22 protein-coding genes and 1 pseudogene are annotated in these 19,925 nt (G+C 47.9%); 19 read left to right on the top strand and 4 right to left on the bottom strand.

The window, feature by feature from the left end:
* The first annotated feature begins 6 nt into the window (after positions 1-6).
* The 15 genes from D7M11_RS16080 to D7M11_RS16020 all read left to right on the top strand — a co-directional run bounded on the left by D7M11_RS16080 (position 7) and on the right by D7M11_RS16020 (position 13,101).
* Positions 7-345 carry a DUF1801 domain-containing protein gene (locus D7M11_RS16080; protein WP_120748429.1) on the top strand — a complete coding sequence of 113 codons (339 nt, stop codon included), beginning with the start codon at positions 7-9 and terminating at the stop codon, positions 343-345.
* A gap of 56 nt (positions 346-401) precedes the next feature.
* A complete protein-coding gene (locus tag D7M11_RS16075) occupies positions 402-911 on the top strand; it encodes an SRPBCC family protein (RefSeq protein WP_120748264.1) in 510 nt (169 codons plus the stop codon).
* A 179-nt stretch (positions 912-1,090) separates the two neighbouring features.
* The gene (locus D7M11_RS16070; RefSeq protein ID WP_120748263.1) at positions 1,091-2,179 is read left to right on the top strand and encodes an RNA-guided endonuclease InsQ/TnpB family protein; all 1,089 of its coding nucleotides are present in this window, start codon (positions 1,091-1,093) and stop codon (positions 2,177-2,179) included.
* 966 nt (positions 2,180-3,145) lie between these two features.
* Positions 3,146-3,652, top strand: a complete 507-nt coding sequence (locus D7M11_RS16065; RefSeq protein WP_120748262.1) for a VanZ family protein — start codon at positions 3,146-3,148, stop codon at positions 3,650-3,652.
* A gap of 275 nt (positions 3,653-3,927) precedes the next feature.
* The gene (locus D7M11_RS16060) at positions 3,928-4,368 is read left to right on the top strand and encodes a LysR substrate-binding domain-containing protein (RefSeq protein WP_120748261.1); all 441 of its coding nucleotides are present in this window, start codon (positions 3,928-3,930) and stop codon (positions 4,366-4,368) included.
* A 182-nt stretch (positions 4,369-4,550) separates the two neighbouring features.
* Complete coding sequence (locus D7M11_RS16055) at positions 4,551-5,105, top strand: AAA family ATPase (protein WP_158606648.1); 555 nt, start codon at positions 4,551-4,553, stop codon at positions 5,103-5,105.
* Between the two features lie 640 nt (positions 5,106-5,745).
* Positions 5,746-6,597, top strand: coding sequence for a VOC family protein (locus D7M11_RS16050; protein WP_120748259.1), 852 nt, complete (start codon positions 5,746-5,748; stop codon positions 6,595-6,597).
* A gap of 246 nt (positions 6,598-6,843) precedes the next feature.
* Positions 6,844-7,071, top strand: coding sequence for a reverse transcriptase domain-containing protein (locus tag D7M11_RS37390; protein ID WP_240041137.1), 228 nt, complete (start codon positions 6,844-6,846; stop codon positions 7,069-7,071).
* On the top strand, positions 7,029-7,187 hold the full coding sequence (locus tag D7M11_RS37385) for a hypothetical protein (protein WP_240041159.1): 159 nt from the start codon (positions 7,029-7,031) through the stop codon (positions 7,185-7,187). The genes D7M11_RS37390 and D7M11_RS37385 overlap by 43 nt, the downstream gene beginning before the upstream one ends.
* An 87-nt stretch (positions 7,188-7,274) precedes the next feature.
* The gene (locus D7M11_RS37380; RefSeq protein WP_240041153.1) at positions 7,275-7,427 is read left to right on the top strand and encodes a group II intron maturase-specific domain-containing protein; all 153 of its coding nucleotides are present in this window, start codon (positions 7,275-7,277) and stop codon (positions 7,425-7,427) included.
* Positions 7,428-7,688: 261 nt separating this feature from the next.
* On the top strand, positions 7,689-8,177 hold the full coding sequence (locus D7M11_RS16040; RefSeq protein ID WP_120748258.1) for a DinB family protein: 489 nt from the start codon (positions 7,689-7,691) through the stop codon (positions 8,175-8,177).
* A 72-nt stretch (positions 8,178-8,249) separates the two neighbouring features.
* Positions 8,250-9,179, top strand: coding sequence for a pentapeptide repeat-containing protein (locus D7M11_RS16035; RefSeq protein WP_120748257.1), 930 nt, complete (start codon positions 8,250-8,252; stop codon positions 9,177-9,179).
* Positions 9,180-9,374: 195 nt separating this feature from the next.
* Positions 9,375-10,910, top strand: a complete 1,536-nt coding sequence (locus tag D7M11_RS16030) for an RNA polymerase sigma factor (protein ID WP_120748256.1) — start codon at positions 9,375-9,377, stop codon at positions 10,908-10,910.
* Positions 10,911-10,992: 82 nt separating this feature from the next.
* A complete protein-coding gene (locus D7M11_RS16025; RefSeq protein WP_120748255.1) occupies positions 10,993-11,760 on the top strand; it encodes a VOC family protein in 768 nt (255 codons plus the stop codon).
* Positions 11,761-11,943: 183 nt separating this feature from the next.
* Positions 11,944-13,101: a LamG-like jellyroll fold domain-containing protein gene (locus D7M11_RS16020; protein ID WP_120748254.1), complete on the top strand. Its 1,158-nt coding sequence runs from the start codon at positions 11,944-11,946 to the stop codon at positions 13,099-13,101.
* A gap of 196 nt (positions 13,102-13,297) precedes the next feature.
* Here the strand turns inward: D7M11_RS16020 and D7M11_RS36920 are convergent, their stop codons facing one another.
* Positions 13,298-13,528 carry a hypothetical protein gene (locus tag D7M11_RS36920; protein WP_193556209.1) on the bottom strand — a complete coding sequence of 77 codons (231 nt, stop codon included), beginning with the start codon at positions 13,526-13,528 and terminating at the stop codon, positions 13,298-13,300.
* Between the two features lie 89 nt (positions 13,529-13,617).
* Here D7M11_RS36920 and D7M11_RS36435 point away from each other — a divergent pair, with 89 nt between their 5' ends.
* The 3 genes from D7M11_RS36435 to D7M11_RS16005 all read left to right on the top strand — a co-directional run bounded on the left by D7M11_RS36435 (position 13,618) and on the right by D7M11_RS16005 (position 16,001).
* Complete coding sequence (locus D7M11_RS36435; protein WP_158606647.1) at positions 13,618-13,908, top strand: hypothetical protein; 291 nt, start codon at positions 13,618-13,620, stop codon at positions 13,906-13,908.
* A gap of 37 nt (positions 13,909-13,945) precedes the next feature.
* Positions 13,946-14,446 carry a CHY zinc finger protein gene (locus D7M11_RS16010; protein ID WP_338042497.1) on the top strand — a complete coding sequence of 167 codons (501 nt, stop codon included), beginning with the start codon at positions 13,946-13,948 and terminating at the stop codon, positions 14,444-14,446.
* 202 nt (positions 14,447-14,648) lie between these two features.
* Entirely contained in the window at positions 14,649-16,001 is a 1,353-nt protein-coding gene (locus D7M11_RS16005; RefSeq protein WP_120748252.1) for an FAD-dependent monooxygenase, read from the top strand.
* 143 nt (positions 16,002-16,144) lie between these two features.
* Here the strand turns inward: D7M11_RS16005 and D7M11_RS16000 are convergent, their stop codons facing one another.
* Positions 16,145-17,368: an IS110 family RNA-guided transposase gene (locus D7M11_RS16000; protein ID WP_120748251.1), complete on the bottom strand. Its 1,224-nt coding sequence runs from the start codon at positions 17,366-17,368 to the stop codon at positions 16,145-16,147.
* 323 nt (positions 17,369-17,691) lie between these two features.
* Positions 17,692-19,281, bottom strand: coding sequence for an Ig-like domain-containing protein (locus D7M11_RS15995; RefSeq protein ID WP_120748250.1), 1,590 nt, complete (start codon positions 19,279-19,281; stop codon positions 17,692-17,694).
* Between the two features lie 189 nt (positions 19,282-19,470).
* Here D7M11_RS15995 and D7M11_RS37115 point away from each other — a divergent pair, with 189 nt between their 5' ends.
* The gene (locus D7M11_RS37115) at positions 19,471-19,731 is read left to right on the top strand and encodes a hypothetical protein (RefSeq protein WP_205127061.1); all 261 of its coding nucleotides are present in this window, start codon (positions 19,471-19,473) and stop codon (positions 19,729-19,731) included.
* A 76-nt stretch (positions 19,732-19,807) separates the two neighbouring features.
* Here the strand turns inward: D7M11_RS37115 and D7M11_RS37375 are convergent.
* Positions 19,808-19,925 (bottom strand): annotated as a pseudogene (locus D7M11_RS37375) (IS30 family transposase); the annotation flags it as partial.

Raw genomic sequence — 19,925 nt, 5'->3', positions numbered from 1 at the left:
AGGATGATGAACGAGGAAGTATCGGCATTTATCGAAAATCTTAATCAGCCTTGGCAAATCGAGGTTAGTAACCGGCTGCGCCAAATGGTGCATCAATCTATTCCAGAAGTCGAAGAACGTATACAGTACAAGAAACCCCATTTTCTAAAGGATGGACATTATGCAGCTGTTATTTCGCCATCAAAAGATGCCATTGCATTTATGATCATGAATGCAACCGGTCTTGCATTCCCTCGAGGATTCGAAGGGCCCGCCGAGCGAAAATGGCTAAAGATTCGGGAAGGGGATACGCCTGACTATGAGCTGTTGGCAAAACTGGTGATTCAAGCTTCAAGCACGCTATAGCAACTAAGCTAACACTTTCGGGGTATGAACACCCCTTCAAAATAAGGAGGATACTCATGAACAACATTCCGTACCCGTTTAAAGTGGCAATCACACGCGTATTCGATGCTCCTCGTGAACTTGTTTTTAAAGTATGGACGGAATCCAAACATTTTGCGAAATGGTGGGGGCCTAAAGGTTTCTCCCTCGAAGTCGCCAAAATGGAGGCTCGACCAGGAGGTATGTTTTTAGGATGTCAGACGTCTCCTGACGGGAGTCATGTCATGTGGGGGAAATTTGCATATCAAGAGGTTGTTGCACCGGAGAAAGTGGTTTTTATCCAATCTTTTTCTGATGAGCAAGGCAACACGCTCCGAGCATCTTTTAACGCAGGTTGGCCGCTTGAAATTATAAATATCATAACGCTCGAAGAAAAAGAAGGGATAACTACCCTGACGCTCAAAGGCGGCCCTTTGAACGCATCCGCTGAGGAGCAAGCGGTCTATGAGGGCATGGCACCAATGCTTCAACAAGGCCTCGAAGGTACATTCGATCAACTCGCTGACTACCTAGCTAGCCAGAAGTAATTTGCGATAAAAAAGATCTGTTTTATTATTTATAGAACAGGCCGTAAAACCCACACCTTCAGGCGTTGGGATATAAGGCCTTCGGATGTGGGGCGGCTATAGCCGCCTCAAGCATTCGACAAAAAATACGAACATTAGTTCCTTCACCTGTGGTATCCTGTATACAGGAGGTGAAGGTCTTGTTAAGAACGTACAAGTTCCGATTGTATCCTACAAGCGAGCAACAAGAAAAGATTCGCTGCATACTCGAACGCTGCCGCTTGCTGTATAATCGTTTGCTCGCTGAACGAATTCACGCTTACAAAACTGAAGGTAAGGCGCCAACCTACGGCCAGCAAGCGAATACGTTCCGAGAGCGCAAACAGCATATTCCGGCGTTGAAAGACGTACACGCCCAGGTGCTGCAAGATGTCGCCAGGCGGCTCGACAAGGCGTACCAAGCCTTCTATCGCCGCGTCAAGAGCGGCGAAAAGGCGGGGTTCCCACGCTTCAAGCCGCAAAGCCGCTACGATTCGTTCACCTATCCGCAAAGCGGATTTGCTTTGGAGGGAACGCGTCTCGAACTCTCCAAGATCGGCCCTGTACGAATCCAATTGCATCGGCAGCCGCGAGGGGCGATCAAAACCTGTACGATTACAGGTAAAAACGGTCGATATTACGCTTGTCTGTCTTGCGAAATCGAAGCGGAGCCGCTTCCCCAAACCAACCGTCAAGCAGGCGTAGATCTTGGCGTCAGGCAGCTCGCGGCAACCTCAGACGGATCTATTTTTGAAGCGCCGAAGCCTCTGCGCAAAAGCGAGGCGAAGCTGAAGCGGCAACAAAAGGCGGTGTCCAGAAAACAGCGCGGTTCGAGCCGCAGACGCAAAGCGGTCCTGACGCTTGCGCGGCAGCATGAACGTGTGGCGAACCAGCGCAAAGATTACGCGCACCAAGTCAGCAGGACGCTAGTGAACCGCTACGACCTGATCGCTTTCGAAGAACTGAACGTGCAAGGGATGGTGAGAAACCATAAGCTTGCCAAAAGCATTGCGGATACAGGGTGGAGCGGACTCGTACAATTCGTGACGTACAAGGCTGAAAGCGCCGGTCGTCAAGTGGTGCGTGTCGATCCGCGCTATACATCGCAGTGTTGCTCCACATGCCATCACATCGTGAAGAAAACGCTGGCCGAACGTATCCATCGCTGTAAGCAATGCGGTACAACGTTAGATCGGGATGTGAATGCGGCGATCAATATCCTGGCGCGCGCGAAGCGGCAAGTCTCGTAACCGCACAAAGGAAGACTAGGCTCGGACGGAGCCTTCGGGGAGGGACGAGGTTACGAGTCTCGATGATTCGAGAAGCCCACGGCTTAAGCCGTGAGGAGTCGTCACTTAATCAACCGCCAACTAAAGAAAAAGTCGGAGAAGTAGTGGAACGAACTGTCTATAATTTGCTTAGCGCCGGCTTCAATGTCAAACCGAACGTGATTGGGGATATGGTCCCGTTGCCGGTCGTATGTGTAGTTGCAGATCTCGGAAATTCTGGATGATCTGTTTTAAGAAGTAAGCAAACGGCGGTAATTGGGGCCAAGGACGATAAGGGCATTCCGTTAACGGAGACGATAACTGAATATGTCAGTTAATATGCTCCCCATACGGTAGACAGGTGAGCCCGGCGATGAGGTACAGCTTAAATAAAATGTAAACCTGTGTAATAATATGGCGACTGGAAACGGTTGCTTTTTTTTGTTTAGGATAACCAAGGCTGCGTTGCGCTAACGAAGACGATAGCGTAGAGCTGCCAAAAGGACAGCTCCCCATTGATGTTCATTGAAGTAACGGGCAGCTTAGCGCAATAAAAATTCTAAAATCCCGTGCTTGTATTTCCGATTCAAAACCAACTTCAAGTTATGGATAGGACGGCCCATTTTTAGATATCAACTGCAATCTTGATTCAGCAGCTGCGGTGGCACAGGCTCGATTTGTTTGATTCGAACGGTCTTTGAAGTGCGATTACCTGCACAAACATTCATGAAATTTAAGAAAAAATTTTATAAATACCCGACTTTTTATTAAACAGTTTTCCTTATCCTTATTGGAAGAGGTAAGAATGAAACTGAAATGAAGAAGTGTTTTTTGGAGTATTCTCCATTTGCTGCTCAGTTATGAAGCCCACCATCAGAAGCCGGAGCTTGCAAACGATAGCCTCGATAATAGCACGATCCTTCATGACTCAAAACGAGGACGAGAAAAATGAAACTAACGAAACTACTGAATCGCATTGTGGTGCCAGGACTGTTTGCCTTGTATATGTTCACCTTATTTAGAATCATTTTATTTAAGTACGGCTCGATTGATATGGATTTTCTGTGGTATCGACTGCAGAAAAATCTGGAAAAACCTGAGTATAGTATGCACCGGATGCTGTATGGTAATTTTATACCGTTTAAAACAATTTCCGATACCGTTCTAAGTCCGTCAAGCCATGAAGTAATCAATTTGTTTGGGAATATCTTGGCATTCATACCGTATGGAATTTTTATTGTAATATTGTCTAAAAGCAAAATGATTTCGCTTAGTGGAGTATTTATCCGATCACTGGGAATCAGCTTACTTCTGGAATGCTTGCAGGTCTTTTTCTCCATCGGAAATTTCGATGTGGATGATCTGATCCTGAATACCTCTGGAGGCCTGCTGGGGTACGGTATTTTCTGGTTTTTCAGGTTGAATGGCAAGTATGTAGGCATTAAACAATTGTAAAGCTCTCGTCTTAAGTCATTAACCTAACGGAGACGATAGTGGAATGAAAAGACAACGGCAGCCGGCCAGCTAGACTGCCGTTTCTCAAATACCCTGGAAAAATTAGTTTTTCATCATCTGTGGTGCCGGGAAGCGCGGCATGGGGGGACGGCTGCCGCAGGGCAGCCGTCATTGCGCTAAATGCTCAATCAGATTAGCAAGCTTGTGCCAACTTTCCGCATACCTCATCACGATACCCATTTCCACAGTGGCAATCATATCTTCTTCAGTGGGGCATGCGATCCGGAGGGACGCCTGCGTTTGACCGCTTCTCTCCTCAAACGTCATGCGAATCACATGGTTGGGAAATCCCTCGAACAATTGTCCGGCTTCATTCGAGAAGGCACGCGTATAGACGATACGCTCCAGTTAGCGCCCGAGAAATGCAGGATGGTTTCTGTCGAGAGGCCGGGTTTATGCCTAGACTGGTATGCGAGATGGACGAGCCGGCAGCCATCGGGTCGCTTGTCAGCGCGGGGGTGGGCGTAGCTTTTCTGCCTCCGCAGAATGTGGACCCGAAGCAGGACGCTTTCGACCTGCTGGAGATTACCGAACCGGTCTGCACGCGTACGCTGCATCTGGCTTGGATGGACAACCGGTTTCTGTCCAAGGCGGCGCGGGCATTCCGTGAGTATACGATCGACTATTTTGCGGGTGAAGCTGGGAGGAAGTTTTAGGTGCGCGGTTGAGCATTACGTCAGGCAGTCGGCATTTTGGGCTGCCTGTTGAACTAACCGACAATATGATGGATTACAAAATTGGATTATACAGAAACTCCACCTTGTTAATCAATTATTAAAAGATATCGCCAAAAGGGTGATTTTTCTTTATTCACAAATCCGATTAAGGAGTGAAACACTTGTCAAAGCCGTATTTAATAGTTGTCACTGGTAGACCAGGTGCAGGGAAAACAACATTTTCTAAGGAGCTTGGTAATGAGATTTTTATGCCAGTAATCAGCCGGGATCAGATTAAGGAAGGGTATGTGCATACTTTCGGCAAAAGACATAACGAGCTTCCGGAGGAAGCCAATAAAACGGCAACGGAAATCTTCTTTGATACGCTCATGGGGCTGATAACAAACAATGTGTCAGTGATTGCTGAAGCAGCATTCCAGCACAGGATATGGTCGACCATGCTTGAGCAGTTCATGGAAAAGGCGCGGGTCTATCTGTTGATTTGCAAGGTTGACGAAAAGCTCGCGCTCGACAGGTTTGTTCGGCGGGGGCTGGACAACCCGCTTCGGGAATACTTCCATGGCGATAAGGGAGTCGACATGTTCAGAAAAGGAATTGAACTGAGCGTGGGCCCTTACGAGGAACCCCAGATCGACGTCCCTAAATTCTATATTGACACTTCAGGGGAATACAATCCCTCCATAAAGGAACTAAGGAGGAAAATTTTTGCTGAATAGGATAGGCGATCTAGAACAAGAAAAGATATTAAACAACGAGAAGCCTAAAAAAAGTCAAAAGCTATTCACAATAAGAAATTTTTCATTCAACTAAATATGATTTTTTCTTCGAGACCGTGAATTTTGTTGATAATAATTTGGTGGATAGTCTAAAACAACATATATTATGCGATCATTACGTCACCAGAACTGAACCACCCCATATATCATTAACCCCGATTGAAAACTGGAATAAAGCAGTTATCCAAGGTTTTCATGATTCGGAACATATAGCATCAAAGTATGGAAAGTAAGTAGTGATACTAATTTTGGGGCTTGTCAATTTGAATTCTTATTTGAGGTTAAAAATTCTCTATACTATCTCCTTATGTATTTGAATGATTAAACTAACGGAAACGATAGCGTGGAGCTGCCGCAAGGACAGCTCCTCTTGATGTTTATTGAAGTAACGGGCAGATATGTGTGTTGATTATACGCCGGGATGAACGGGAGACGATTGCGAAATTACCATGTGACAGGTGGAGGTGCCGGCATCTTGAAGTGGGCCGGTTGATATACGTTTGTTAGATTTCGTTTAATTCTGGCATCTAGTAACTGAGGAAAATCATGAGGGATATATAACCAAAAAAGGAGATGGGTTATGACATTGATTCAAACCGTAAAAACTAGCCTGGTGCCAGAACTGTTTTACGACGGTGGAGAAATTGATGTACTGTGGGATAACCACGATCCGGCTATTGCTTGGTATGTCACGTTTATGGGTTGGGAAGTAAGACGAAAAGAATCGTGGTGGCCCGATCAACGAATAAAAAAAGGGAGAATGACTCATCTCGGATATGGCACCTGGCTCAATTCCGTTCTGACCTCGAAAAAGCTTCCATTTCATCACGCGGAAAGAGGAACTGTCGATCCGAACATTCGGTGGTGCTGGCGAACAAAGCATTTGCAAAAAGTACAAAACCATTTTATCGAAACCGGAATTCGAACCACTGATATATACGTTGGCCCCGATGGTAGACGTTACTTTGATTTCTGGGCTACCACTGAAGGTACGCGGCTCACAGCAGAAGAAGATGTTTCCATAAAGAGCAAAGGATTCAAGCCGTCTTGCACACGAATCGGCGTTCGCGATGTACGGCTAGCCGGTAAGTGGTATCAGGAATTTGTCGGAATGAAGGTGCAAGAAGATCATACCGAAGACGGTTACCTTGTCATGTCTTTGGGCGATAACTACACGGATGCAAGACGGTCCATTTGGATATTGGAACAGCTCCCGAGCGATACTTATACAGGTAAAATCGATGGGACTATTCGTCCGTTGACGCTAGTCAAGAAACGTGAGGATTTCTTTGCATATCACCAATTCCTAAGAGACAACGCTGTCGAATGCGGAGAGACTGGGGGACATTTGGAAAATGGAAGAGTCCTTTTCCATTTCTACGACATCGACGGAAACCGCTTTAATGTTTCTCATTGCAAGCCATTACGCTAAAGGAGACGATAGTGAAATTGAGCAGGCTGCTGCAAAGAGTCTGCTTTGTCATTGAAGGCGTGCCCAGAGAAGCACGCATCTTCTAGCCGGTGAAAGTCCGGTCGCGGGAGGGGCCAAGCCCCCGTGTAGCTGGGATGCCTGCGTGTAGCGAAATCTGTGTGTAGAAGCGCATCGACAAAAGTCAAGTCAGAGACAGGGCGAGCAACCTGCCAGGCTGTAACATAAAGTGAATCCTGCCGCGTCGAAATGCGAATCAGCGACAGACGCGTTCTCAAGCTAGGTACGCCGCAGGGCGGCGTGATCTCGCCCTTGCTTGCGAACATCTACCTGAATTACTTCGAACGGTTGTGGGAAAAGCACGGTAAAGAAGTAGGAGAATTAATGCGATACGCCGATGACTCGTCGTGGTATGCAAGACAAAGAAGGACGCGATGCATGCCCATAAACTCATTCGGGCGATCATGGAGCGTCTGAAATTGACGCTGCACCCAGAGAAGACGCGGATAGTAGGGTTGTGGACGGGAGAAGAAGGATTCGGCTTCCTCGGCATGCACCACCGGAAAACGAAAGCGGAAACAGGACGAAGCTAAGTCTACTACGCGACCCAACAATGGCTCTGCACGAAAGCGGAGAAGCACATCCGGGAAGTGGTAAAGGAACGACTGGCGCCGCCAAACATGCGGCACGTTTCGTTCGAGGAACACGCGAGATGGCTGAACTCGAAAATCCAAGGGTGGAAGAACTACTATGCGACACCATACGGCGCAAGGTGGATGGCCAAGTTAGACTGGCACATCCGTATACGGTTGACCAAATGGTATGCAAAGTAACGCCAGCGAAATCGCTTGGCGCAGTTCGGGACCGGTTGTGAAGCTTCAATGCCAGCTACATGGACTTAAGACGCTATTGTAAGTCGCATGCGCATGAATGACGAACATCGGAAAGCCGTATGAGGGAAAACCTCACGTACGGTTTGATGAGGAGAGGCTGGGCTCCGCCCGGGCTTTCACTCTAGTAAAGGGCAGGATAGTTGAACGAGCATAGAGAATTAGCTGTTAATGGTAAGGAAAACTACAAATGGGGGAGTAGGGATGTCATTACGGTTAACTGATAACGACAACCATGAGCTCATAGAGAAATACAAAAGAGGACCCAGTGAACTTCTGCAGGCGATTGCAGGTTTAAATGATGCTGAGATGGATAAGACAAGAGCACCTGGCAAATGGTCAATGAGAGAGATTGTCCATCATATCATTGACTGTGATATGAACTACTTTCAGATTAACCGATACGCTTTGGCGGACACAGGATCAACGTTTTTTTTCAACGAATTTAATGGGGATGTTTGGAATTCCAAAATGGATTATAAAAATCGTTCAATTGAATTGGAAATGAGATTATTCACCATGATGAGAGAGTACATCGCATACTTGTGTACTACCCTTCCAAATTCTTTGGACAGAGTTCTGATGCATGAGCATGGAAAGGCAACAGTGCATGCTGCCCTTGAACACGACGTTCAACATGCTACGCACCATATTGAGCAAATTCTTGAAACTCGTAGGTTACACAACCTTTAATCATAAGAGAATATTTACAGCGGATTGCATGTTGATTTAAAGTAGTAATATCAATGGGAAGAGGTGGTTATATTGTCAAAAATAAACCTCCATGAACTTACTGCGGAAAATTGCAGCATTGAAAAAACGGATGAAGAAATTAAAATATGGTGTTCCTATGATAAAGGTTATGCGGTTTCTCCACAAAAATATAAAAGCCCCGTCGTCATTCGAGCCGAAGTTATGACTGATTCCACGAATATCCGATTGCTATACGATGGGGGGCAACTCATTTTTAATTGGGAGCGCAATGAGGAAGAATTGCGTTGGTGCGACCCCGGAACGGGGAAGGCAAGAAGTATTGCAGGTGCGGGAAAAGTGCCGAAGAACACTTGGATTAACTTAATATGGAACATTGAAGTCGACAATGCGTCCGTAAGTGTTGACGGGATAGAACGTTACCGTGTAATAGGAGATTTCAGTAAGGTGGCAGGACAAATTGGGATTGGCTCTGCTATGGGATCAACTGTAAATGTGAGATCGCTCTCCATCGCAGGAACACTAACCGATGAAGGAACTTCAATACCGGAGATAACGGAAATCAACGATTGTTTAGATCGACAAAAGAAGATATTGGTAAATTGTGCCGACCTCTCCGGTTCACGATTTGTAACCGTTAAGGGAGAGCCTCTCTATTTTCAAGAAGTAACTCTTGCAGGAACCAAGATTACCGATGCCAACTTAAGCGGATTAGAGATTGATGGGGCGAACCTTGGCGGGGCTTACATCCACAATATCGGTCCTAAAATGGCACCTATCGATCATCCCGCCTATAACCCAAACGCCAGGATGGAACCGGTACGATTTGATCGATGCGACTTCAACAGAAGCATAATGACAAACTGTGACTTGTCGGATATCGAAATTACGAATTGCAATATTTCCGGTCTAAAGATCAACGGCATATTAATTGAGGATTTGATTAGGGAACATGAAGTTAAAATGTTGCAGGATCAAAGCTAAAAAAATGCTTGATCGTTACACTCACTTGGAAACAGAGCTACGTCCGTCTTGACCATTTCCGACGAACTCATGAAGGGCAGTATCGGCGTCGGCACGCCTTGCCAGTATATTTATCGGCATCGGCATGAACTTTGCGATCAGCAGCTTGAACATTCAATGCCGTAAACTGGCGGGACGGAGGAGAGGTCGGACAACATGCACCAAACGGATATGATTACGCGCGCGGCCGCGGGCGACCAAGATGCGCTGGCGCAGTTGATCGAGGTGTACAGGCAGGAGGCGACGTTGTGGGCCCGCGATATTTTGCGGGACAGCCATCTTGCCGAGGACGCGGTCCAGGAGTCGTTACTGCGGCTGGCGGCCAAGCTTCCCGGACTTCGGGATCCGGAGCGCTTCCGCCCATGGCTGAAGAGGCTCGTTCGCCGTATGGCGATCAATATGCTGCGCGGCGCGGAGAACCGGACGAAGCCGTTCGGCGAACTGGCCGAATCGGACGATCCGCACTTGGTCAGCCGTCCAGATGAACCGCTGCAGGAGATACTCGGTCGCGAATCACGCCGTGAAGCGATGAACCATTTTGCCGCTTTGCGCGGTAACGCGAAACGCGTCATGGACGCGATGGAGGAGGGGTTGCAGCCGGATGAAGCCGCGGCGTCGCTCGGCATTGCGCGAAGCAACGTCTATAACCTGATTTCCCGTTCCCGTTCGAAGCTGAACGAGGAGCGTTTTCGCATGGAAGTGGACCGTTATCTCGCCAGTCGCCGCCGCGAAGGCAACCCGGGTCGCATCGTCCTCGAGGAACCTCGTTTTTCGCGTCCGTATGCGCTCCTGTCCGTGGCGCTGCTCGAAGTGCTGCGGTACGACGGTGAAACGGAGCGGCCGCTTACGACGATTATGGGGATGACGGGCGACGCGTTCCGGATCGGCATTTCCTCCGGATGCGACTGGCGGGGGTTGTCGACGTTCGACTGGAGTTTCGCCTTCTACGGTGCCGCGGAGCGAATCGGGTGGAGCGCCCGATGCTTCGGGCGTCCCGGCCGACAGCAGATCCTGCCGGAGCAGCAAGTCGGCGTACTGCGGCTGATCCATGGCGCCGTGGAGGCCGGCAGGCCGGCCATCGTATGGAATCTAACGATCAACGAGTTCGACCTGGTCTACGGGTACGACGATTCGGAACGGGTACTGCTCGGTCGAAGCCACCGGCCCGGCGTGCATCGCTATACCTATGAGAGCTTAGGCAGAAGCCCTGAAAGTCCGGGGCTGTTTGCGGCCGTTCTGGACAGGCGGACGGGTGCGCCCTCTTCCGTCCGCACCGTCCTCGCCGGCATCGTGAAGCAGATCCGAGGGGATGAGCCCCGTGTGCCCGGCTTTTCGTTCGGGCAGGCCGCTTACCGGGAATGGCGAAACGCCGTCCTGGAAAACCGTCTGGATCCACTTGGTCACGCCTATCAGGTGGCTCTCCTGTCGGAAGCCCGCGAGCATGCCTGCCGTTATCTGGAGCAGCTCTCCCGGGACCGGAGCATTCGCGGCGAAGCGCGGTCTCTGGTGGCGGCAGCAAGTAAATTGTACGAGCAGATCTATCGGACTATGCTGCAGTTGTATCCTGCCTTCCCGTTCGGCATGGGCGGCGTAACGTCGAACCGGGAACACATGGCGGCAGGGCTCAAGGCTGCGATGGAGGCAGAGGCGGAAGCAGCGGGCTGCCTGGAGGCCGCGCTGAAGCGGCTATAATTTTTTTAGGCAGATTGATAGAGATTTGAGGTTCGATGTGTCTTTGTATTGAAGTTAACTTATTAGGGAGGAAGTGCAAGCTTTGACACATCCGATCAAGCCTGTTATCAGCACCGTATTTTTTCCCGTAACCGATCTGAAAGCGTCCATCGAATGGTATGCGAACCTGTTCGAACAGCCGATTCGGCCGGACAAGACGGGAGGTGGCATTTACTGGGGTGTATCGTTCGATGGCACCGGAATCATTCTCGATAGCAATATGTGGGGCTTCCCGCCGATGATCATGTTCGAGTCGGTCCGAGATATCGACGCATCGTACGAATTCTGCAAAGGCATGGACTACTCGCATATCGGAGAACTGTACCGTTTTTCCGATGTCGCCCATTTCAACGTGGGCGGGAACATGGTCTGTTGGGCTATATCGCACGAGCAGCCGCAGGAGCCTGCGGGCGATGCACACCCGCTGCTCACGAAAATCAGCCGCGTGATTGCGCATGGAGACAATGCGGCCGAGACGGAGAACTGGTACGCCGGTTTTTTGCAGAAAGACGTCAGGCCTGATCCAGTGGTGCAAGGGTTGAACGGCATTGCGATGGACAAGGGCGCGGATCTGCTGGTCGACGACAACCGGCTGTCGCAGTCCGGCAAGGTATATTACGAGAAGTTGCAGCTTAATCTGCACGTCGCCCCGGCTTTGGTGATCGATTCGCCGGATGTCGAAGCGGCGAGAGCCCACGTGTCCGCGAAAGAGGCATTGGACGTCACCGGTATCGAGGTACGGATGGGCGCGGCATGCTTCACGTTCCATGACCCGTATGGCAACGGGATCATGGTGCGGCAAACACGGTAAACACGAAAAGGTAGCTATACCTAAGAAAGGCCATCCGCTAAGGGTGGTCTTTCTCATTCAAATTCCATCTCTTTTACAGGAATGCTAACGGGCAGCATAGTTGCAAAAAAGATAGATATCAATGGGTTTTGGCATCATTTATTATAAAGTTATACTCAATAACGGGGAAAGGAAAAAGTATAAATGAGCATACATAATGGATTAGTAGCGGAGTATTTATTTCATGGCAATGCTGACGATTCCAGCGGAAACGGATTTCACGGACGCGTTGAAGGCGCGGTATTAACTTCAGATCGGTTTGGGCAACCGTATCGCGCATATGCATTTGATGGCGAGCAAGCCTTTATTGAGATTTCCCCTCCGCCGTTATTAAGCAGTGAGGCGTTTTCTCTCTCCGTTTGGGCCCGATATGATGAGAAAGCATCTTTGGCTTGGTGGAATAACGCCATAATTTCCCAAGATGACGGCGGGAAAAACAAGAATAAGGACAACCTCCGCCGTGTTTTTCAACTAAGTACGTTAGGCCCAACCACTACTTGGCATCGAATGAAAGAAACTGCCGACGCGGTGTCGAAAAGTCATCTAAAACGCGGTGTTTGGTACCATATTACTGCTGCATTCGATGGAGCGTTTCATAAATTATATATCAATGGGGAACTTCACGATACCCAAGCTGGAACACTTAAACCTCACCCAGAGGAACCAATTTTTATCGGTAAAAAGAACACAAATGAAAAGCGATTTTTATTTCATGGCGTTATTGATGATATTCGTTTGTACAATAGGGTCCTTACGGATCAAGAAATAACGGCCCTCTATACAGAAAACGGATACGCAAGTACTTCGGATGCATACTTGGAACAAGCTAACGAGCTCAAGGTGGAGAATGTTACAAAGGCCAAAGTCGAAAACAGGGAGTTTACAGTGATCGGGATAAGGCATTGCGGATTGTTTTCGGAATACGGGAAGATCGTTCCTCAAGCTATGCAATCACTTCAAGCTCGTAAGGATGAAATATTCGGGCGAACCGATACCGAGACTATCCTCTACGAGCCTAAGCGCGGCGACGACCATATCGAGGGGTATTTTTATACAGGGTATTTAGTGACGGAATCGGTTGCAGACATCCCTGAAGGGATGGAATATTTTCATCTATCAGGTCAGTATGCATCTGTAGCTGGCGAAGAGTCTCGTATGGGTGAACTTTATGGATTTCTTGATGGATGGATACAAAATAATAAGCTTCAAAAAGATTGGCCGAAGGCATTTATTATAGAAGTATATGACCAGGATCACCCAAGCGAAGTTGAGATTTGTATGAAAATTTTGAATCGATATTAGAAGGGACAGCGTTCAACTAACTGGAGACGATAGCTCGAGAAAGGTAGGCAGCTGGCTTTTACATCGGCTGCCTTTCTCGAGCTAACAAGAAGGATAATAAACGTTATTTGGGGAATAAAATGGATGAGTTTTGAAAGCGGTGGCGATGTAAACGAAGGAAGCAGAACCTAAGATAAGGTACCGTCACAAGCTATAGTTAAATGCCGGGTTCTGGGCGGAAAATGCGGAGACTGTCACCTACGCTCAGTGTGTAGCCGAGAACAATACGGATAGGGGGTTTGATACGCTGAAACCAAAGACCCTTTTCAAAGGATGCGTCTTTTATAACCGGAACAACAATATTACGGCCACGAATACGTTCGTCTGGATCGTCAGACCGGGAACCGATTACTACTTCGCCGATTGCTTTTCCGACGATACGGTGCAAAACCCGGTGAAGGAGAGCGCCTCGTTTACGGTTCCGGCCGGCAATACGATGATAGACTTGCACTAACTATGACTTTGTTAGTGAAGTAAATGAAACAAAACTCTCCTTTTGGTTATTTCCAAAAAGAGAGTTTTTGTTTAAGAGGTGAGCGAGGCCTCTCCTTTAAGAAAACTATTTTTTCCTGTATCCATCATAATCACCGCTCCACTGGCTATGCATTCCAGAATGATGACCATAGTGATGTGCGGGTTGGTGATGGAAATGGTGCCCGCCCCCATAAGGATGATAATAATGCGGGTGGTAATGATGATGGTACGGGTGCATGTAATGATGGTGGTGTTGGTAATAACCGTAAGGGTGGTAAGGGTTGTAAGCCATAATGAAACACCCCCTTCCTACAATGTATACGGCTATCTTATGAACAAAGGATTTATCAGGAAGCTTGCCTACAATAAAATGGGCATTGAGGGTGGTGCCCCCCTGCGGCGCGCGGTGTTCAGCGACCGGTGGTTACACAGCTCGGTGGTACATATTACAATTTTCGATGGAGGTTACTTTCAGATGTCGAATGCTCGAAGACAAAATTACATTAGCGTGCATGGTATAAAAGTCTATGGGGTCGAAGTAGATCACCAGACTCGTTGCAAACATTATCATTCTAATGTCGATATCATAGCGATTCGGTTTCCTTGCTGTGATGCCTATCATCCTTGTTATGAATGTCATAAAGAAGTTGCTGATCATCCTGTAGCCCGATGGAGCAAAGATCAGACCGACGAGAAGGCCATTCTTTGTGGTGCCTGCGGTCACCAATTAACCATTCATGAATATCTGACCCATAAATCTGCATGTTCCGCTTGTAATGCCAATTTCAATGCAGGTTGCCGGGCCCATTATCATTTGTACTTTGACTTATAAAACCAAACCTTAATAACTGCGCTAACGGAGACGTTCAAAGAATGCGCTCATATTCGAGAATGGTCACATCGTAGTTTCAGATTAGGACTGGCCCAATGAAACGAACGGTCTTTCGGCGCAACTCGATCAGTTCAACTATACGGAGCAGCTTCGCCACGGGCAGCGCAGCAAGATGTTGATTTCTCTGGAAGGGGACAAAGAGATGATTAAACGAAGGTTAGGAGCACATGCAATTGTTATAGGTTCCGGCATAGCCGGACTTTGTACAGCTCAAGTGTTATGTCGTTACTTTGATGACGTAACCTTACTTGAAAGAGGTGGAGATCCGCAGGATAAACAACCCAGAAAGGAAGTTCCGCAAGGATATCATCTCCATGCTTTACTCAAGGGAGGGGAACAAGCATTGGAACAGCTATTCCCCGGTATCGTCCAAGCTATGACGCAGGATGGTTCAACTCGTATCAATGGTTCAAAGGAGCTCAAATGGTTCCATCACGGCGTATGGAAAAAGAGGTTTGAAGGTGAAATATTTGTTCATCTTCAAAGTCGCCCTTTTTTGGAAAAACATATTCGACTTCTGGTGGAAAAAAATTCAAACCTGCGTATCCATTATAACATGATGGCTTTACGACCCATATTTGATGAGAATCAGAACATCATTCTTGGTGTACAGGCAAAAGATGCAGTTTCGTCACGGCCAACGGATCTTTACGCTGATTTGGTCATCGATGCAAGTGGGTATGGATCAAGATTTCATCAATGGTTTCAAATGAATAATTATCGTGATCGCGAAGAAAAAGTTAAAATTGACCTTTGTTATGTTAGTCAAATCTACCAATTAAATGCTATGCAAAGGGATTGGTCAACTCTCCTGGTGTATCCATCTGCGCCGATAGAAAAAATCGGAGGAGCTGTTTGTCGTATTGAGGGAAATCGCCATATTTTCACGTTATTTGGATACGATAGTGAATTGGCTCACTCCGATCTTGATGAAGCCCAAAACTTTATCGAGTTAACGAAGAAGTTGCCACATACGATGATTTACAATGAGCTTCAGGATGCAAAACCTCTCTCGGAAGTCAAACTACATAAGGTTCCTTATATCGTACGTCACCATTATGAGAAGGTCAAAAATCTTCCGCAACGATTTTTATTTATCGGTGATGCTTTCTGTCGATTTGACCCGGTTTTTGGACAAGGCATGTCAGTAGCTGCTATGGAAGCTTTGGTGTTAGATGATTGTCTCCAACGAGATTGGAAAGAAACGAAGGGGATTTCAACCCGATTGACCAAGCGGTTCTATAGAAAAATTTCTAAGGTTATTGACCCCGTATGGAATATGATTCTTATAGAGGATTTTCGTTATCATCATGTGGTGGGGAGGAAGCCTCTAGGACTCGCTCTTCTTCAATGGTATACCAGGCGGATCTTTCATCGGTCTTCTCAAAATACCGATATCTATAATGCTTTTATCTATGTCATGAACTTATTACGCCCGGTTAGCACGTTGTTTTCACCATCGATCCTTTATAAAGTACTGCGCAAAAATGGTTAATTTCGCACGTGGCAACTGGTAATTCATTGAACTACCCCGAAAATTAATATTAGCTCAGCCCCAAAAATGGCAGCACAAAACTAAGCCCAGCTTTAATGGTTTTTAAAAACTGTGCTTCTTAGGAATTATGAACCATTAAAAGGTTAAGAGGCCTCCGAATTAGAAAGAGCGACTTGAAAACCAAGATTCTCAAGCTTTCGCACGGCTTGTTTAACAATCGCTTCTTGCTGTCGCAGTTCAAAGTAATGACTGCCTAAATCTTTGTAATCCTCTTTGCGCGCAAGGAGATGGCAGGCAATGATCATGATCGAGTGTGCAACAGCTACGGCTGCTCGGTGTCTCCCTTTTCGGGCGGCGATGCGCCGGTACTGGGCTCCCAGGTAGTTGTCGGATCGGCATACGGAGTGGGCGACTTCGATCAGTGCCGCTCGGAGATATTTGTTGCCTTTGCGAGTTTTCGAGGATTTACGTTTTCCGGCACTTTCATTTTGCCCTGGAACGAGGCCAGCCCATGAACAAAGATGAGCGGCAGATGGGAAGCGTGAAGCGACATCAGTCCCAACTTCGGCTAAGATTTGTTCGGCGGTACGTCGACCGATCCCTGGAATTGTATCTAGCCGTTCAATGTCTTGCTGAAAAGGGTCGAGCCGTTTGGCTACCTCCGTATCCAGTTCGAGAATCTGCTCATTCAAAAAATCGACGTGCGTGAGCATGGTTTTCAGCATGATTCGCTGGTGGGCACTCATGTTGCCGCGTAAGGCCAGTTCCAGCTCTTCTTTCTTTTTCTTGAGTGTCCGCCGTGCAAAGGCTGCCAGCTTTTGTGGATCTTCTTCGCCGTCGATCATGGCCCCCATCATATCGCGGCTGCTCACGCCCATAATGTCGGAGACAACAGCAGCGAGTTTAATATTGGCGCCTTCCAGGACCTTCTGAACCCGGTTATGTTCGCGGGAGCGTTCCTGAATGAGGCTGCGGCGGTAACGGACTAATTCACGAAGTTCGCGTTGGTTACGATCTGGAATATAGCTGGGCTTAAGCAGCCCATGGCGCAGGAGATTACAAATCCACTCGGCATCTTTCACGTCTGTCTTCCTGCCGGGGACAGCTTTGATGTGCTGTGCGTTGACGACAAGGAACTGAATGTCCTCGGCTTCAAGCAGGTTAACGATCGGTTTCCAGAAAACACCTGTACTTTCCATAGCCACATGCGTACAGCCATGCTGCTTGATCCAGTCGATCAAGTCGAGCAGGAAAACCGTGTGCGTACGAAACGTCTTAATCTCCTTTCCTTCAGAAGTCATGACGCAAGCGGTAATGGACTTCTTGTGAACATCCAAACCGCAAGCGCGTTCGATCAGGATATCCATATAACTCACCTTTCTACGGCAATTGAAATGGAGGACTGGTGCAACAACCAGAAAAGGATTACTCTACCCCACGTGCTTCCCAAAAGGAGCGACATACCGTGGTGCACCGTGATCGTCGTAGTCAGACTAACGGATGGGTTCGCGACACCATAGCTTAACGACCTTCCTCACCAGCCGTAAGAATAGTATAAAACGCCGCATTAAAATTTTCATTAATCTGTGGTGCCCCAAGAGGGGCATGGGTGGCTAACGGGTACGTTAGTGGAATTAGACGGGAGCAGATCGCCGCGGCAACTGCTCCCTTTTTTCATTGAAGTAACTGCTTAGTATACGTATGCTTTCGCCGTTGCCTTCATACCGTTATACGTTGCCGTCAAAGCGGTCATGCCCCGCTTCAACCCGGTGATGACTCCCGCTGTATCGATCGATGCAACCGACGGATCTCCGACTGAATAGACGGTTTGTCCTGTTACAATCGAAGTCTGCCCCGCGTAAACGGCTGAGACAACCGTATCCAGCGATTGTCCGACGCTGAGGCTGTACTCCGAGGAATCGAATTTCAAGCTGTTCTGGGTTCCTCCGCCATAAATATACACGTTCGCTTTGGTCTGTAAGCCGTTGTAAGTGGCTGTCAGCACGGTTTGCCCGGGCATGAGACCCTTAATATTGCCGGAGGCGTCGACAGACGCTATCGCCGGTTCTGCGACCGAATATGCTCCGAACCGGGTAACATTGGTTTGCCCGCCGCTGTAGACGAACTTCAGAACCGTATCGATCGTTTGACCGGGCGCCAAGCTGTAGTTCATGGAATCCAGCTTCAGTCGGCCTTGAGGCGGCGCCGATGGACCGGCCAGCTTCACGATCGTGTTCGGTGACCGCACTAGTATGGTGCCTCCGTCGTCTGTCGATATGGCCTTGGATAGATCGGATACGGAATAAGTCCATAGTGTCGAGGCGTTGCCATCGGTTTTGACCGCGTTTTGGTTCGTGCCGACCAAGTAGCCTCCGTCTTTCGTTGTGTCGAGTGACACGGTTTGTCCGCCGTTCCACGTTTTTGTCCACTGCTGAGCACCGGAGCTATCCGTCATAATGATAACGTTCTCTCCACTTGCGCCGGTTCCGGCGATTGCATAACCTCCATTGGAAGCTGGAACGACATAACCCCCGCGTACCGGGTATAACCGATTCCACTCGATCGTTCCGGCAGCGTCAAGTTTCCAAATCGAGAAGCTACCTGCTTTGAAGCCGCCTACCATATATCCGTCATCCGCCGTTTGCCGGACAGATTGGGCGGCAACGTCCGGATCAACCCATCTGCCCCCACCCAGAACTTTGGTCCATTCCTTGTTTCCGCTTGAATCTATTTTTATGGCCGAGGTGCTGAAAAATCCCGCGTTCATGCTTTCGGTATATTCGACATAGATAAACCCGCCATCATTTGTTTCCCGAATCATTTGGAAAGAACCATAGGCTCCCGCACTATCAACGATTTTCCACTGTATGTCGCCGTTGCCGTCGAGTTTCGCGATATAATAGTCGCGATAACGCCAGTGGAAGAAAGTAATCGTCCCGCCAACAATATAGCCGCCATCGCGGGTATGTTGTACCGATTCGACCGTTACGTTTTTATCGTTCTCGGTGAGAGTAACCGTCTTGGACCATTGCTTGTTTCCTTGCGCATCGGTTCGGTCCAAATATAATTCGCCCTCCTTCACGGCTCCCATTGTTGTATATCCGCCGTTACTCAATGGCTGCACATCGATTACGCGCACGCTTCCTTCGATCTGCCTCTCCCATTCTATCCCGGGAGCTTGCCCTTCAGCTTCCGCCACTCCGGCGTTCCATCCCGGCAATAAGCCGAATAAAAGCACGCTAACGAGCAAACTTTTTGTCCATCGTCCGAGTTTAAACATGTACGCCTCCGCTTTGTTATAATTTGGAATTCAATACAACATTCGGAGTGATGTTCTTATTAAAGAACATAGCAAAAAAATATTTTCACTAAATACAAGCTTTTTTAAATGCCAAAAACGATATTGACTGCTATCCGCTTGTTATTCTCCAGATTGTCACGATTAGAATGTTCTATATAAAGAACAATCATGGGTGATCATTTGATGAAAGTCCAAATCGAGGGGAGGTGCCAAGCTGTACTTGTAGCTAAAGAGAATGCATGGATTGTTAGGCCACTTATCGTTACCATTGGCAAACAGTTTGATTTCATAGTAGGGCCTATCATTATAGAAAACTGGATGAACTATTTTCGTATGCTAGAACTGGGATGTTACCGTTTTTGCTTTGCTGTATCTCACAACCATCGGCTGGCTTCCAAAAAAACATTGTCCATCAAAGGTTTGTATTGAGAGAAGTTGGCTGTGGTGAACGGTGGGAAAAGTGCAGTCATTGATGGAATTCGTGATTTTTTGATAAGACGGATTGTCAAGCTAAGTGCGACAATTCGTCCATGAATGCTTCGTGAGCCGATTTCCAGCCGAGACATTTACGAGGGCGAAGGTTGATAAGACGAAGAGCTGTCGCCAACTCCTCATCCGACACC

This window comes from Paenibacillus ginsengarvi (assembly GCF_003626695.1).
In the GTDB taxonomy this organism is placed as follows: domain Bacteria; phylum Bacillota; class Bacilli; order Paenibacillales; family NBRC-103111; genus Paenibacillus_AB; species Paenibacillus_AB ginsengarvi.
The sequence above is the reverse complement of the archived record's forward strand: the minus strand, read 5'-3'. Positions and strand labels throughout refer to the sequence as shown.

Excerpts from the sequence above, each read along its gene's own strand:
- D7M11_RS16080 (WP_120748429.1), top strand. The coding sequence starts at position 7 with ATGAACGAGGAAGTATCGGCATTTATCGAAAATCTTAATCAGCCTTGG.
- D7M11_RS16075 (WP_120748264.1), top strand. The coding sequence starts at position 402 with ATGAACAACATTCCGTACCCGTTTAAAGTGGCAATCACACGCGTATTC.
- D7M11_RS16065 (WP_120748262.1), top strand. The coding sequence starts at position 3,146 with ATGAAACTAACGAAACTACTGAATCGCATTGTGGTGCCAGGACTGTTT.
- D7M11_RS16060 (WP_120748261.1), top strand. The coding sequence starts at position 3,928 with ATGCGATCCGGAGGGACGCCTGCGTTTGACCGCTTCTCTCCTCAAACG.
- D7M11_RS16050 (WP_120748259.1), top strand. The coding sequence starts at position 5,746 with ATGACATTGATTCAAACCGTAAAAACTAGCCTGGTGCCAGAACTGTTT.
- D7M11_RS37390 (WP_240041137.1), top strand. The coding sequence starts at position 6,844 with ATGCGAATCAGCGACAGACGCGTTCTCAAGCTAGGTACGCCGCAGGGC.
- D7M11_RS37385 (WP_240041159.1), top strand. The coding sequence starts at position 7,029 with ATGCATGCCCATAAACTCATTCGGGCGATCATGGAGCGTCTGAAATTG.
- D7M11_RS37380 (WP_240041153.1), top strand. The coding sequence starts at position 7,275 with ATGCGGCACGTTTCGTTCGAGGAACACGCGAGATGGCTGAACTCGAAA.
- D7M11_RS16040 (WP_120748258.1), top strand. The coding sequence starts at position 7,689 with ATGTCATTACGGTTAACTGATAACGACAACCATGAGCTCATAGAGAAA.
- D7M11_RS16030 (WP_120748256.1), top strand. The coding sequence starts at position 9,375 with ATGCACCAAACGGATATGATTACGCGCGCGGCCGCGGGCGACCAAGAT.
- D7M11_RS16020 (WP_120748254.1), top strand. The coding sequence starts at position 11,944 with ATGAGCATACATAATGGATTAGTAGCGGAGTATTTATTTCATGGCAAT.
- D7M11_RS36435 (WP_158606647.1), top strand. The coding sequence starts at position 13,618 with ATGAAACAAAACTCTCCTTTTGGTTATTTCCAAAAAGAGAGTTTTTGT.
- D7M11_RS16010 (WP_338042497.1), top strand. The coding sequence starts at position 13,946 with ATGAACAAAGGATTTATCAGGAAGCTTGCCTACAATAAAATGGGCATT.
- D7M11_RS16005 (WP_120748252.1), top strand. The coding sequence starts at position 14,649 with ATGATTAAACGAAGGTTAGGAGCACATGCAATTGTTATAGGTTCCGGC.
- D7M11_RS16000 (WP_120748251.1), bottom strand. The coding sequence starts at position 17,368 with ATGGATATCCTGATCGAACGCGCTTGCGGTTTGGATGTTCACAAGAAG.
- D7M11_RS15995 (WP_120748250.1), bottom strand. The coding sequence starts at position 19,281 with ATGTTTAAACTCGGACGATGGACAAAAAGTTTGCTCGTTAGCGTGCTT.
- D7M11_RS37115 (WP_205127061.1), top strand. The coding sequence starts at position 19,471 with ATGGGTGATCATTTGATGAAAGTCCAAATCGAGGGGAGGTGCCAAGCT.